General features: G+C 71.7%; 9 protein-coding genes. 1 reads left to right on the forward strand and 8 read right to left on the reverse strand.

Annotated features, from left to right (window positions below):
- Positions 1-80: 80 nt before the first annotated feature.
- The 8 genes from ACFV6X_RS02005 to eccD all read right to left on the reverse strand — a co-directional run bounded on the left by ACFV6X_RS02005 (position 81) and on the right by eccD (position 9,827).
- On the reverse strand, positions 81-458 hold the full coding sequence (locus ACFV6X_RS02005) for a hypothetical protein (protein ID WP_385376205.1): 378 nt from the start codon (positions 456-458) through the stop codon (positions 81-83).
- A gap of 2 nt (positions 459-460) precedes the next feature.
- Positions 461-913: a YbaB/EbfC family nucleoid-associated protein gene (locus tag ACFV6X_RS02010; protein ID WP_385376208.1), complete on the reverse strand. Its 453-nt coding sequence runs from the start codon at positions 911-913 to the stop codon at positions 461-463.
- Between the two features lie 140 nt (positions 914-1,053).
- Positions 1,054-4,245, reverse strand: a complete 3,192-nt coding sequence (locus ACFV6X_RS02015; protein ID WP_385376211.1) for an AAWKG family protein — start codon at positions 4,243-4,245, stop codon at positions 1,054-1,056.
- 24 nt (positions 4,246-4,269) lie between these two features.
- Complete coding sequence (locus ACFV6X_RS02020; protein ID WP_385376214.1) at positions 4,270-4,740, reverse strand: type VII secretion system-associated protein; 471 nt, start codon at positions 4,738-4,740, stop codon at positions 4,270-4,272.
- Positions 4,741-5,597: 857 nt separating this feature from the next.
- Positions 5,598-5,906 (reverse strand): WXG100 family type VII secretion target, encoded by a 309-nt coding sequence (locus ACFV6X_RS02025; protein ID WP_385376217.1) that lies wholly within the window; start codon positions 5,904-5,906, stop codon positions 5,598-5,600.
- A gap of 88 nt (positions 5,907-5,994) precedes the next feature.
- Positions 5,995-6,330: a hypothetical protein gene (locus ACFV6X_RS02030; protein WP_385376220.1), complete on the reverse strand. Its 336-nt coding sequence runs from the start codon at positions 6,328-6,330 to the stop codon at positions 5,995-5,997.
- A 475-nt stretch (positions 6,331-6,805) separates the two neighbouring features.
- Positions 6,806-8,380 (reverse strand): type VII secretion protein EccB, encoded by a 1,575-nt coding sequence (gene eccB, locus ACFV6X_RS02035; RefSeq protein ID WP_385376223.1) that lies wholly within the window; start codon positions 8,378-8,380, stop codon positions 6,806-6,808.
- A 43-nt stretch (positions 8,381-8,423) separates the two neighbouring features.
- On the reverse strand, positions 8,424-9,827 hold the full coding sequence (gene eccD, locus ACFV6X_RS02040; RefSeq protein ID WP_385376226.1) for a type VII secretion integral membrane protein EccD: 1,404 nt from the start codon (positions 9,825-9,827) through the stop codon (positions 8,424-8,426).
- Positions 9,828-10,281: 454 nt separating this feature from the next.
- On the opposite strand from eccD, the gene eccCa reads away from it, so the two are divergent.
- Positions 10,282-14,292 (forward strand): type VII secretion protein EccCa, encoded by a 4,011-nt coding sequence (gene eccCa / locus ACFV6X_RS02045; protein ID WP_385376229.1) that lies wholly within the window; start codon positions 10,282-10,284, stop codon positions 14,290-14,292.
- The last annotated feature ends 53 nt before the right edge of the window (positions 14,293-14,345 follow it).

The raw sequence follows: 14,345 nt of genomic DNA on the forward strand, positions 1-14,345 counted from the left end.
CGGGGCCGTCCTGGAGACCGTGCGGGCAGGACGGAGCGGCCGCTCCCGGCGCGGTGCGGGAGCGGCCGGCGGTGCGCGGGTCAGCGGCGGCCATGCCCGCCCGGGCCGCCGTCACCGTTCACGCCGTGGGTGTCGATGCGGTTGTTGCCCCGCTCGATCTCCTCGAGGTGGCGGTCGCGGGTGTCCTTCATCATCCGGACCTGGCCGACCGTGGCGTCCGTGATGCCCACCAGCGCGTCGCGGATGGACATCATGGTCTCCTTGGTCGTCTGCCGCTCCTTCTGTTCCTGCGGCTTGGCCTTCTCGGCGAACTCGCCCTCCGTGCCCGGCCACCGGACGGTGGGCGCCAGTTCGTCGAGGAACTCCTCGGTGATGCTGCCGGCCAGGTCGCCGATCTCCTCCAGCTGCCTCGCCAGGGCCTCGATGCGGTGTGGGTCGACGTAGTAGCGCTGTCCCATCGTCAGTCCTCCCCGTCCTCGCCGAGCGCGTCCCGCCAGGCGGGGGACGCATGGTCCTCGCGTTCCGTGTCCTCGTCCTCGCGCAGCACCTCGGGGCCGAAGATCCGCTCCCAGTCCAGCTCGAAGCCCTTGAGCTCCGGCACGTCGGCGCTGGGCTCGGTGAAGGGCGCCATCGCCTTCATCACGTGCCGGTTCATCTTCACGCGCGCCGCGTTCGCCGCCTCCAGGACACTGGCGGCCAGCTCCTGGGGGGACATGTCGCGGTACTTGTGCTCCAGGAACTCGATCCCGGCCAGTTCGCCCTGCGGGCCCACGGTGGCGCGGACCGCGCGGTCGGAGGAGAGCACCGCGAACGACGCCTGCCGCAGTTCCCGTTCGGTGCGCGCGACCGCTTCCTGGGCGGCCTGGAGCTCGGCCATGGCCTTTTCCAGGCGCTTCTCCAGCGGTTCCGTCACGGCGCTCCCGCCCCTTTCCGTCGGTCTCCGTCGGTCTCTGTCGATCTCAGTCGATCGCCCTCAACTGTCGTCCTGATCCTGCCTGGTGAGGGCACGGTCGCGAAAGCCGGGGCCGGGTGGGATACGTCTCCGCGCGGCACTCATCGTCCGATGACGGCCGGGGTGCCGCCCTCCTCGGTCCCCCACACGTCCGCGTCCTCCTCGAGGTAGTCCGCGGAACTGGTCGCCCTGCGGCCCGGCTCCGCCTCCTCCTCGGGGGAGTCGCCGCCCGTGGTCGCCACCCGGGAGGCCGGGGTCAGGAAGGTGTCGGAGTCCTCCTGGCGGTTCCACGGGTTGCGCCGCCTGCGGTTGCGACGCTCGCTCTCCTCCGCCGCGTCGACCAGGACGGCGCGTACCCGTTCGCCGTTGCCACGGTCGCCGCCGGCGCCCATGCCGCCCGCGCCCATGCCACCCATCGGCATGCCGGGGCTGCCGGGCATGCCGGGCGCGCCGGGGGCCCCTGCCATGGGGGCGAGCGGGGTGCCCGCGCCGCCGGAGGCACCGTCCGAGAGCGGTGCGGCACCGCCTCCCGCGACGCCGTCCGGGGAGAAGGCGTCCGTCCCGGACAGACCCCCGCCGGTGGCACCGGTGCCGACGCCCCCGCCGAGACCCAGATCGGACGGGGACAGGTCCCGGGTGGTGGCGCCGTCGCCGCTCGGGCCGCCCAGGCCGCCGAGGCTCTCGAGGTCGAGGTCGGGTGAACCGTCCCGGCCGCCGGACGAGTTGAGGTCGTGCAGGTTCACCGTCTCCGTGTTGCCCTGCGGGTCGGTGACGGTGGCGATGCCGGTGTCCGGGTCGATGACCTGGGTGCTGCCGTCGGGGAAGGTCGTGGTCAGCCGGCCGTTGTCGAGGACGGTGGTGGAGCCGTCCGCATTGGTCACCTTCGCGCCGTGGGTGAGGTCCGTCGTCGTGGTGGACCCGTCGGCGTCGGTGGTCGTGAGCATCCCGGTGTCCGGGTCGAAGACGGCCCTGCTGCCGTCCGCGAAGGTGGTGGCGAAGTCGTCGCCCACCAGCTCGGTCTGCCCACCGGTCGGGGTCTCCAACACGTCCTGGTCGCTGTTGAGGTCGCCGAGGTCTCCGAGGTCGCCGTCGGACTGCGTCGGCAGATCGAGGTCGAGGTCGCCCAGGTCGCCGAAGCTGTTGCGGCTGTTGAGGTCGCCGAGGCTCCCGAGGTCCTCCGTGGTGGTGGTGCCGTCGGGGTCGGTGGTCGTGGTCTGCCCCGTGGCCGGGTCGACGGTCTGCGTGGTGCCGTCGGGGAACGTCGTGGTCAGCTTGCCGTCGTCACCCAGCGAGGTCACCGACCCGTCGGGATTGGTCACCTTGACGCCGTCACCCAGATCCGTCGTAGTGGTCGAACCGTCCGGATGCGTGGTGGTCAGCGTCCCGCTGTCGGGGTCGAAGCTCGTGCTGCTGCCGTCCGGGAAGTCGGTGGTGAGCTTGCCGTCGTTGAGCTGGGTGCTGCCGCCGGTCGGGGTCCTGAGGGGGCCGCCGCCGACGTTCACGGGACCGAGGTTGCCCAGGTCCATGGTGGTCGGAGGCTGGTCCGTCAGGGACTGCTGGCCGTCGCCGAGGTCGCCGGGGCTCTCGGTGACCACGTTGTTCGAGCCCAGCAGGTCGTCGAGGCTCCCGAGGTTCTGCTCGGTGACCGCGTTGGGGTCGTTGAGGCCGCCGAGGCTCTCCTGCATGACCCTGGCCTGCTCCTCGGCCTCGCGCTGGGCCTCCTCCTGCTCACGGCGCTGCTCCTCGCGCAGCTCGTCCTGGTACTTCCGGTCCTCCTCGCGCTGCTGGTTCTGCTCGTTGCGCAGCTCCTCCTGGAGTCGCTTCTCCTCCTCGCGCTGCTGGTTCTGCTCCTCACGCAGCTCGTCCTGGTACTTCTTGTCCTCCTCGCGCTGGCGGTTCTGCTCCTCGCGCAGCTCCTCCTGGTACTTGCGGTCCTCCTCGCGCTGGCGCTCCTGCTCCGCGCGCAGCTCGTCCTGGTACTTGCGGTTCTCCTCGTTCTGCCGGTTGATCTCCTCCTTTTCCTCCTCCAGCTGCTTCTTCTCGTACTCCTCCGAGGCCGTACTGGTCGATTTCGGCTTGGGCACGTTGTCGGAGAAGTCGTCACCCAGGTCGAGGAAGTGATTGTTCAGGGCCGACTGCACCTGGGCGGCGGGCTTGCCCAGGAACTCGTCGACGCCCTGGCTCCAGATCTTCACGGCCTTGTCGCCGACCTTCGCCCAGTTCGCGATGTCAGTGAGGTCGCCGTACTCGGGGTGCACCTGGGAGAAACCGGCCTGCGGGCTGTGGCTGACGGTCGTGGTGTAGCGGGTGCTGGTCGACTTGATGTCGGTCTTGGCGACGTTGTTGGCGTCCACCCACTGGGCGAGGTCGTCGAGGACGTAGCGCAGCACCTGGTGCGGGTCGTAGTAGGGGGACTTCGCCCAGGCCAGCCAGGCCTCCAGCAGCTTGGTCGCGGAGTCCTCCAGGTACTTGCGGCCCAGCGAGAGGGCGCGCGAGTAGACCGTGTTGCCGGTGCCGGTCTCGCTGCCGGAGCCGGGGTTCTGGTTGAAGGTCTCCACGTAACTGTCGTAGTTCTCGCGGATCTTCTTCAGCAGGATGCGGAAGACCTCCGCCGCCTCGCCCTTCCAGCTCGCGTCGTCCCGTCCGAAGCGGTCCTCCCAGTCCTTCAGCACCACCGCGTGGTCCTTGAAGAACTTGGCGGCGAAGTCGAAGGACTCGCCCGTGGTGGTGAAGGACTTCAGGTCCACCACGTCGGCGCCGGGCACGCCGAGGTTGCTGAAGCGGGCGTCCGCCGTGCTGCCGCCCAGCAGGGCCAGGAGCGCCGCCCGCGGCCCGTTCATGTACCGGGCGAGCGGGATGGTGCTCATCTTGTCCTTGTTGTAGTCCGTGAACTCGTTGCCCTCACGGACCTGGGCGTCGTGGACGTTGTCCGAGCCCGGACCGGCGAAGATGATCTCCTCGCCGACCTTCACGCGGCCCTCGAAGACGATGCGGGCCTGCATGATCGAGCGCTTCTTGCCGCTGTCGAAGAACCAGATGTCGTAGTCCTCGCCCTTGTTCGTCAGGAACCCGGAGTCCTTGACGAGCAGGGAGAGGCTGCGCTCGGGGATGTCCATCCGGAACAGCTTGCCGCCGTGTTCGGAACGGAGCGTGTCGAAGATGGTGTTGCGGTCCGGCACCGGATAGCCGGTGATGTGGGTGACCAGGGTGGCCCAGGTGTCGGTCGACGGGTCGCCTGCGTTGTCGAACTTGTCGAGGTTTGCGGCGGAGTTGGGATCGTACCGATCTGGCACCGGGCTCCCTTTCTGGTCGGTGGGTCAGGACTCGTCGTCCGGGTCGCCGGTGCTGCCGGCGGTGAGGGTGTCGACCTCGTCGAAGGTCTGGAGGAGCGTCTGCGCGTCGATCGCGCTGAGATTCTTGTCCTTGGTCTTGTTGGCCTCTTCGATGGTCTCGGTGAGGGCCTCCTTGAGCTCCTTGAAAAGCTCCATCTGGTCACCGAGCAGCTTGTCGATGGCCTCGGCCGCGGCACGGATGTCCTCGATCAGCTTCGGACCCGAGACCAGGGGTTCGGTGACCATCCGTCCGATGCGCAGGAGTTGCTTGTCCTGGGCGAGGTTCTCGGGCGTGGTGTGCCCGTCGATGAGGTGGCCGAGCGGGCGGATGTGCGCGCCGTCGCCCTCCTCGCGGTGCTTCTTCGCGGCGATGTAGACGGGCTGTACCTCGTTGTCCCGGAAGTTCTCCATCTGCTTGAGGTCGAAATGCTTGACGTCGGCCTTCTCACCGGCCATGGGACGCTCTCCTGCCGCTTGGTGCCGGACGGGGTTACGGGGGGCCGGCGGCCGCCCTGGGGTGGGGCGACGGCCGGACGGGTGCGCCGGTCGGGCACACCGGGGTCGATCCGGAGCCCGCGCCCGCACGCCGCGTCCGGCACGACTTCAATACGACGCCGGAGCCGCCGAACGCCCTTCGGGATGCAGGCCCCGGACGGAACTGCTCGGGTCGCCGCCCCGGACGGAACCGCTCAGGTCGCCGACCCGGACAGGACCGCTCAGGTCGCCGACCCCGACAGGACCGCTTGGGACACCGACCCGGACAGGACCACTCGGGACGCCGATCCCGCACGGAGCCACTCCGGGTGTGGTGCCGCACAGCACTTCCGGCGTGGGACCGGAAGGTACTTCTCGGGGCGTGGCACCGAAGGCTCGTCCCGGAGCGCCGCGCCGGACGGCGCCTCCCGGAGCGACAGCCCCCGAAGGCCACTATCCGGAGCGCGAGCTCGGAAGCCACTTCCCCGAGCGCGAGCCCAGGAGCCACTTCCCGGGGCGTGAGCCCGAAGCCACTTCTCCCGGGCGTGAGCCCAGAAGGCGCATTCCCAAGCGCGAGCCCGGAAGGTATCTCCCGGGGCATGAGCCCGGAAGCCACTTCCCGAAGCGCGAGCCCGGAAGCCACTCCCCGCAGCGCGAGGCCGGAAGGTACTTCCCTGAGCGTGAGCCCGGAAGGCACTTGACGGGCGTTGCGTCGGATGGGACTGCTCCGGCGTCGTCCCCGGCCGCGCGGCCGCGCCCTCCGCGAGGAGCGGTCCGGGGTCGCGTCCCCGCGAGGGGCCTCCGTCCCGCACAGGGGTGGCGGACCGCTCCGGCGATGCCTAGCGGGCCCGCACGCTCCCCCAGTTGTCGGCGCTCCTGCGCTCGTCACGGGAGTGGTTGTCGTGAATGGTCTGGATCAGCTCGCCGTTGTCGCCGAGCAGCAGGGCCATGTTCTTGGTCGCCTGGTCCCACTCCGCCTGGACCTGGCGGTACGTCTCCTGGTCCGCGCCCTCCCAGGAGCTGACGAGCGGCTTCAGCTCGTCCTCCAGGTTGTTGAGGGTCGTGATGATCTGCTGGGTCTGCGCCATCAACTCCTCGATGGCGTTGCGGACCACGGGGTACTGCACGTCGATGATGCCGTCGGCCATGACGTCTCCTCTCGGAAGGCCGGGCGCCTGGGCCCGGGAAGCTCACGGGGATCCGGCCGCGTCGCCGGAGCCGGTGCTGCGGGACGGGTCAGCGCAGCGCTTCGAAGACGCCCTGGCTGGTCTTGCTGTTGAGGACGTCGGTCAGGTCCTGGTTCTCCTGCGCCAGGCGGTTGGCGGAGGTCACGTTCTCCTGGAGCGCGTCGATCATCTTGCTGATCTGGACGACGACCTTCTGCGCCTCGGTGTTCCAGCTGCGGAAGAGCTTCAGCAGGGCCTGGCCCTCGTCGCCGCCGACACCCGAACGCGCGGCGATCTCACCGACGTTGTTCTGGATCTTCTCGACCTGGTCACGGGCCGACTCCAGGGAGGAGACGCCCCCCAAGCCCTTGGCATAGTCCGCTTTCCTCGCGGCACTGTCCGCCATGTCGCGCTCCCTTCCTTCGGGCATGTCTCGTCACACCGTTGCTCGCTGAGGCTAAAGAGAAGCCGACGTTCCGCGCAACGCGCGCAGGGAAGATTTGAGCATCGGTCAGCTCGCTCCAGAATTCGTGCGTGGCAAGGGAGTTGTGCGGAGGTTTCCCCGGTATGAACAGCCGAGCTCGCCCGGCGGACACCGGGACACGAACCCTCCGGCGGGGTCCTGTGAGGCGGGCAGAAAACGGGCAGGCGCGGCACGAGAACGGGCATCGAGGAGCGCCCGCCCGGCATTGCAGGCGCTTCGGCGGGATTACGGCGCCGCGCCCGGCGGGGAATTCTGAGCTTTGTTTGAGGTTCTCCGCCGGGCCCGATCCCGTGACCACTCGGCGGACTTCACACCGCCCGCTCCGAGTTTGGCCGAATTACTCTCCTGCTGCCGTCCTTTTCCATTTCTTCGGCACGGTATGCGGTCCTTGCCGTGATCAGCGCGCGGTGTCCGCCTTGTCCAGCTCGGCGGTCCCGGTGCTCCGCGCGCCCCTCGCCGGCTGTCCGGCGCCGCCGCACTCGGGGGCCGTGACCTTGGGCTCCGTGACGCCCGAGGCGGCGGAGGGGTCGAGGTCCGCGCCGGTCGGGAGGGCCGCGAGCAGCGGTGCCGGGACCGAGCCGATGTCCTCCGCCCCGTACCCGAGCGCGGCCAGCGAATCCTTGGCGGGGACGCGATACTTCACGCCGTTCTCCGCGACCAGATAGGTGGTCCCGGCGTGCGCGGCGCCGCTGGCGTGCAGGGCCCTGACGAGGGCGCCACGCCCCGGCCGTACCACCGTGGCGTCGACGGGGACGCAGGCCGACTTCACCGGCGCGGCCGTGCCCTGCGCGACCGCGACCGGGGCGAGCCGGGTCAGCGGCACCAGCACCGACCTGATCCGGGCGCCGCCGTCGTCGCCGTCCACCTGCGCGCAGAGCGCGGTGCCGCGCGGCGCGGACTGCGGCAGGGGCGGCGCGTCGGGCAGGTCCGCGGAACCGGCGGGACCCGAGCCCGCTGCCCGGTGCTCGCGCAGCGCGTCCGCGCCGACCGTGCGCACTTCGGGCGACTGCCCCTGGTAGGCGTCCTTCTGGGTGGCCGGGTCACCCAGCACCAGGGCGGCGCCGAGCCGGGTCAGCGGCACCAGACCGTCCTTGCGCAGCAGGTGGTAGGTGCTGCCGCCGCCGGGCACGCTGACCTCGAAGAGCTGCCCGATCCGGCTGGCCTCACCGCCGATCTCGGGCCCTTGCTCGCCGCGTCCCACCACCTCCGGCGGCTTCAGCGCGGGCCCGGGGGCGAGCGCGTCGAGGAAGGCGGCCGACACCGGCATCGGCCGCTCGGAGCCGTAGCCGAGGGCGTTGCGGGCGTCGGACTCGCGGTCCAGCGGCAGCCTGCTGCCCCGCCACACCAGGTACTCGGTGTCGTCCGGCCCGCGCACCAGAAGTCCCCGGTCGCCGCCGATGCCGCGGGAGTCCAGGGGCGCGCCGGCGACCACGGTGGTGGCCCCCGGCTCGTCGACCCCGGTGTCCGCCACGGCGCCGGAGGTGTCGGGCAGCGCGCCGTCCGGACCCGTGACGCACAGGTGCCAGGGGCCGTCGTCGAGTTGGCCGGGGCCGGGCACGGTGTCGGGGGCGCCGGGGATGCCCGCCGGGGCGCCCACGGGGACGTCGCGCAGCGAGGCGGTGCCGACGTCCACGGTCTTCAGGTCCGAGCCGCCGATCAGCCGCGCCGAGGCGTAGTTGCGCACCGGGTGCAGGACGCCGTCGGTGTCGGTCCACAGGTAGCGGGCGCCGGTGTCGCGGTTGACCACCAGGTGCTTGCCGTCGCGCCAGCTGTCGTTCCCGCCGGGCCGCAGCAGGCCGTAGACGGTGGCGCCCGCGCCGATCAGGACGGTGACCAGCACACCGAAGACCACGCCGCGGGTGGTGCGTCCGAGCGGGCTCTCCGGGGCGTCCGGGTCTGCCATCAGCAGGCCTGAGCTGAGCCTGCCCATCATGAAGGTGTGGGCGTGTACCTGGTCGCGTTTGGACTGCACGGCCTCTCCTCGATCCGTTCCTCTTGCCGGCGTGCGGGCGGGCTCAGCCGAACAGGCCGCGCAGCCAGCCGAAGAGCCCGGCCACCCACAGGCTCAGCGGCAGCAGCGCAACGGCGAGGCCGGTGTGCGCGATCTCCGCCGCGCGGCCCCAGTACGGCAGCATCCGCCTGCCGGGCACCGTCCAGGCGGCGATGACCAGGGCGGCCGCGGCGCCCAGCAGCACCGCGAAGACCACGAGGCGTCCGTCGCCGTCGCTGTCCACCGCCCAGGCGCGGGCGAGCAGCAGCAGCCCCCAGACTCCGGGCACGGCGAGGGTCAGCCGCTGCCCGATGTGCACCAGGCCCCGGGAGTGCAGAAGCAGCAGCAGGCTCAGCGCGAGCGCGGTCAGCACCTCGGCCAGGTCCGGGTGTTCGGCGAGGACGACCAGCGCGCCCGCGGCGACGGTGCCGGTGGCCGCGAAGAGCGCGGTGACCCAGCGTCCGGCCAGTTCGGTCCGCTCGGCGACCTCGTCGCCCGCGTAGGGCTCGATCCCCTCCTGGAGCTGGCCGGCGGAGGAGGGCAGCGACGGCATCCGCATCCCGGCCAGCTTGAAGGCCAGGGGGGCGACCGCGCCGGCCGCGAGCGCGACCACGGCCGCCACCAGCGCCACCGCAGCCGGCATGTCAAGGCCCGAGTAGCCGATCAGCGCCCCGGCGGTCGCGAGGGCCACCGAGACGACCGCGGTGGCCAGCAGGGCGGGCGCGCCGACCGCGGTGGCGGCCAGCGCGAGGACCGCGCCACCGGCGCCCGCGGCGCCCGCCGCGAGCAGCCGCGCGCCCACGACCTGTGCCGCGTCCGGCCCGGTGAGCTCACCGCCCGGCAGTACCCAGCCGGCCAGCGCGAGGCAGGGCGCGACCAGCAGACCGAGCGCGGTCGCGGAGAGGCGGTCGCCGACGGCACGGCTGGCGGTGCCCGCGCCCGCGAGCAGCAGCAGCCCCGCCACGGCCGCGCAGGCGGCCCGGGTCGAGCCGGGCCCGGCGCCCGGCCGGAACACCAGCACCAGCGCGGCCACGACGGTCGCCACCGTGGTCCCGACCAGCAGGCCGCGCGCCGCCCCGGGGTGCCAGGTGTGCAGCTTGCGGCCCGCGGTGTCGGCTATCCCGTCCACCAGGTCGTCGAGCCGTGCCTCGGGCAGCGCCTCGGTGTGCGGGCGCAGATAGAGCACGTCCCCGTCGGCCAGCCCGGCGTGCGCGAGGGTGCTCTCCTCGTCGAGCGGGGCGTCACCGAGCCGCTGGAGCACCCAGCCGGCGTGGTCGAGTCCGGCCTCCTCGGCCTCCTCGCCGACGTAGCGCAGCAGCGTGGGCAGCAGATCGGCGACCGGCACGTCGGCGGGTACGGCCAGATCGACGGAGACGCTCGGCGCACGTACGGTCAGGCGGCACAGTTCGGCCACCGCACTGTCGGTCATCAGCTGAACTCTCGTCTTTGATGGGGGCTTTGACAGGAGGACTTCTCCGGGAGAGGGGCCGTGCGCGGAGTACGGAAGACCCGCGCGGCCTGGAACCGGGCGTTCGGACAAGGGAATTGCGTCCGTGTGCCCGGAAACCACCTCTCCCGCGTGGACAGGTCGCGTTACGTGAATGCAGACTACTGCCTACGCCCGCCGGATCGTGCTGCGGACCGGACTCCTCGTCCGGTATGCGGTTGAGTGCGGGGGGAGTTGACCGTCCCCCGCTTTCCGCTCACAACATTCATCCGGCGTTCACCGCGACGCCCGGGGCCCGCAGAATGGGCGCGGTGCGGTCTTTCCCGCTGCCGGGTGTGCCGGTATTCGACGCGGGCCGGAAAGCCAGTGAAACCGGAGGTTTCGTTCCTTGAGTGTGGTGCTGTTTCGCCGGCCGGCCCGCAGGCGCGGACCCGAGATGCCCGAAGGACAATTGACCCTCCAGGAGCCGCCGGTCCTTGCCGAGACGGTGCCGGACACCTCGGCGATATGGACCTATTTGCCGATGGCACTGATGTCGGTGTCGATGATGCTGATGTTCCTGCGCCCCGGCGGTGGGAACGGCGTCTTCATGTATCTGGCGATGGGCGTCATGGCGCTCTCCGCCGGTGCCATGCTGCTGGGGCAGCTGATGCGCCGCTCCAGCGAGCGCAAGCAGCGCCTGAAGGGCGAGCGGCGCGACTACCTCCGCTATCTGGCGCAGACCCGCAAGCGGGTCCGGGCCACCATCACGGAGCAGCAGCGGGCGCTCGCCTGGCGCCACCCGGAGCCCGCCTCGCTCCGCTCCCTGGCCCGCACCTCGCGGCTGTGGGAACGCCGCCCGGCCGACGAGGACTTCGGCGAGGTCCGCCTCGCGGTCGGCGAACAGCAACTGGCGCTCTCCCTCAACCCGGTCTCCACCCGCCCGGTGGAGGACCTCGAACCGCTCTGCGCGCACGCCCTGCGCCGCTTCATCCGCGCCTACTCCACCATCCCCGAGCAGCCCCTCGGCCTCTATCTGCGCTCCTCGGCCCGCGTCCTGCTGCGCCCCGAGGAGACGCCGGGCGAGGAGCCCGCCGAGCCGGGCGCCCCGTCGTCCGGGGACAGCGGGGAGGGCCGCCCCGAGGACGTCGAGAACGTACGTGCCCTGGTGCGCGCCGTGCTCGGTCAGCTCGCGGTGTTCCACGCACCCGAGGAGCTGTGGCTCGCCGTGTGTGTGAGCGACGAGCGGCGCTCCGACTGGGAGTGGGTCAAGTGGCTGCCGCACGCGCTGCACCCGCACGAGGAGGACGGCGCCGGCCAGGTCCGCCGGATCACCGCCGACCTCACCGAGCTGGACGACCTGCTCGGCGCCGAGTTCGCCGAGCGTCCCGGCTTCGACCCTGACGCCCGCCCGGGCCGCGACGAGCCCTACACGGTCGTCGTCCTGGACGGTGTGACCGTGCCCGAGGGGCACCGCTGGGAGGGCCACGGCTACCGCAACGCCCTGGTCCTGGACGTCTCCGGGGCGCTGCGCTGGCGGCCCGGCCGCAACACGCTGCGGCTGACCGTCGGTCCTGACCAGGTGAACCTGGTGCGCACCGACCGCAGCCGCAAGGAACGCTCCGTGCCGCTCGGCCGGCCGGACCGGCTCGGCCCGCTCGGCGCGGAGTCGCTGGCCCGGCTGCTGACCGCCCGCCGGATGAGCCTGGGCACGGACATCGCGGAGCCGCTGGACAGCGACGTCGAGCTGACCACCCTGCTCGGCATCCCCGACCTGCACCGGCACGACCCGAAGGTCCTCTTCGACCGGCACACCGGCTCCGCCCGGCTGCGGGTACCGATCGCGGTCGGTGTGGACGGCCGCCCGATGGAACTCGACATCAAGGAGTCCGCGCAGGGGGGCATGGGCCCGCACGGGATGCTGATCGGTGCCACCGGCTCCGGCAAGAGCGAGCTGCTGCGCACCCTCGTCCTCGGCCTCGCCCTGACCAACTCCTCCGAGACCCTCAACTTCGTGCTGGTCGACTTCAAGGGCGGCGCCACCTTCCTCGGCCTGGAGGAGCTCCCGCACACCTCCGCCGTCATCACCAACCTGGCCGACGAGGTCGCCCTGGTGGAGCGCATGCAGGACGCCCTGCACGGCGAACTCATCCGCCGCCAGGAACTGCTGCGCGCCGCCGGCAACTACACCTCCGCCCTGGAGTACGAGCGGGCCCGCGCCGCCGGGACGGACCTCACCCCGCTGCCCAGCCTGTTCGTGGTGGTCGACGAGTTCAGCGAACTCCTGTCGGCGCACCGGGAGTTCATGGACCTGTTCGTGATGATCGGCCGCCTCGGCCGCTCCCTCGGGGTGCATCTGCTGCTGGCCTCGCAGCGCCTGGACGAGGGCCGCATGCACCAGCTGGAGAGCCATCTGTCGTACCGCATCGGCCTGCGTACCTTCTCCGCCATGGAGAGCCGCGGCGTGCTCGGCGTGCCGGACGCCTACGAGCTGCCGGCCCAGCCGGGCAGCGGCTACCTGAAGTCCGGTGTGGAGTCCCTGACCCGGTTCCGCGCCGCGTACTCCTCCGGCACGTACCGGCGCCGCACCGGCGCGGTGGTGCAGGCCCGGGTGGCCAGCCAGGTGGTGCCGTGGACCAGCGGCTGGGTGGTGCCGCGGACGCTGGAGCCGGCGTCCGAGCCGGAACCGGAGACCGAGGAGACCGGCGACGAGGAGACCCTGCTCGACGTGGCCCTCGACCGGCTGCGCGACTCGGGCCCGGCCGCCCACCAGGTGTGGCTGCCGCCGCTGGACGAGCCGTCGCCGCTGGATGTCCTGCTGCCCGGCATCGCCCCCGACCCCGAGCGCGGCCTCACCGCGGCCGGCTGGGCCGGGAACGGCAGGCTGCGGGTCCCGGTGGGTCTGGTGGACAAGCCCTTCGAGCAGCGCCGCGACCCGCTGGTCGTGGACCTCTCCGGGGCCGGCGGCCATGTCGCCATCGCGGGCGGTTCCCAGAGCGGCAAGTCCACCCTCGCCCGCACGCTGATCGCCGCCCTGGCCCTCACGCACACCCCGGCCGAGATCCAGTTCTACTGTCTCGACTTCGGCGGCGGCGGCCTCTCGCAGCTCGCCGGGCTCCCGCACGTCGGCGGTGTCGCGGCGCGGCTCAACCCGGAGCGGGTGCACCGGGCCGTCGCCGAGGTGATGACGCTGCTCGCCCGCCGTGAGCAGTTCTTCGTGGACCACACCCTCGACTCCATGCAGTCCTACCGCCGCCGCCGGGCCGCCGGGGAGTTCCCCGACGAGCCCTTCGGCGACGTGTTCATGGTGGTCGACGGCTGGTCCACGGTCCGCCAGGACTACGACGACCTGGTCCCGAAGTTCAACGAACTCGCCGCCCGCGGCCTGAACTACGGCATCCACCTCCTCATCACCACGACCCGCTGGGTGGAGCTGTCCGCGCAGGTCCGCGATCAGGCCGCCACCCGCCTGGAGTTGCGGATGGGTGACCCGATGGACTCCGAGATCGACACCCGCAAGGCCCGCTCGGTGCCGCGCAGCGGCGGTCGCGGCATCACCGCCGACAGCAAGATGCACTTCCTGGCGGGTCTGCCGCGCCTGGACGGCAGCGGCTCCCTCGACGACCTCGGCGAGGGCGTGGCCCATCTGGTCGGCGAGATCGCCAAGCACTGGTCCGGTCCGGCCGCACCGCCGGTACGGATGCTGCCGCACCGGCTCCCGCTCGCCGAACTTCCCGCGCCCGAGGCCACCGAGGGCGGCGGCCTGCGGCTGCCGCTCGGCATCGACCAGGACGCCCTCGAACCGGTGTGGCACGACTTCAGCCGCACCCCGCACCTGATCGTGGTCGGCGACACCGAGAGCGGCAAGACCAACCTGCTGCGCCGCATCACCGAGGGCGTCACCGCCCGTTACGCCCCGAACGAGGCGAAGATCATCGTGGTGGACTACCGCCGCACGCTGGTCGACGCCGTCCCGGAGGAGTACCGCATCGGGCATGTGATCTCCCTGGACAACCTCAAGGAGACCGTCGAGGGCGCGGCGCGCGCGCTCAAGACCCGCGTCCCCGGCGCGGACATCGCCCCCGCCCGGATGCGTCGGTGCGACTGGTGGACCGGCCCACGGCTGTTCATCCTGGTCGACGACTACGACATGGTCTCCGGCAACTCCTTCCAGAGCCCCTTCGAGCCGCTCTTCGAGCATCTGACGCTCGGCTTCGAGATGGGCCTTCACCTGATCGTCGCCCGCAGTGCCATGGGCGCCGGCCGAGGCCTCAGCGACGCGCTGATCCGCCGTATCGACGAGGCGAACAACCCCGCCGTCCTCCTGTCCTGCCCGCCCACCGAAGGCCGCCTCTTCGGCAACGCCAAACCCGTCAACCTCCCGCCCGGCCGGGCCCTGCACATCGCCCGCCGCAAGGCACGGCTGATGCAGACGGCACTGGTGGAGGACGGCGGGCAGCGGGACTGACGGATCGGGGCACGGGAAACGCGTGAGAGCCCGTTCGGGGGCCACCTTAGGTG

Origin of the sequence: Streptomyces sp. NPDC059861, assembly GCF_042731435.1 — a bacterium.
Taxonomy (GTDB): domain Bacteria; phylum Actinomycetota; class Actinomycetes; order Streptomycetales; family Streptomycetaceae; genus Streptomyces.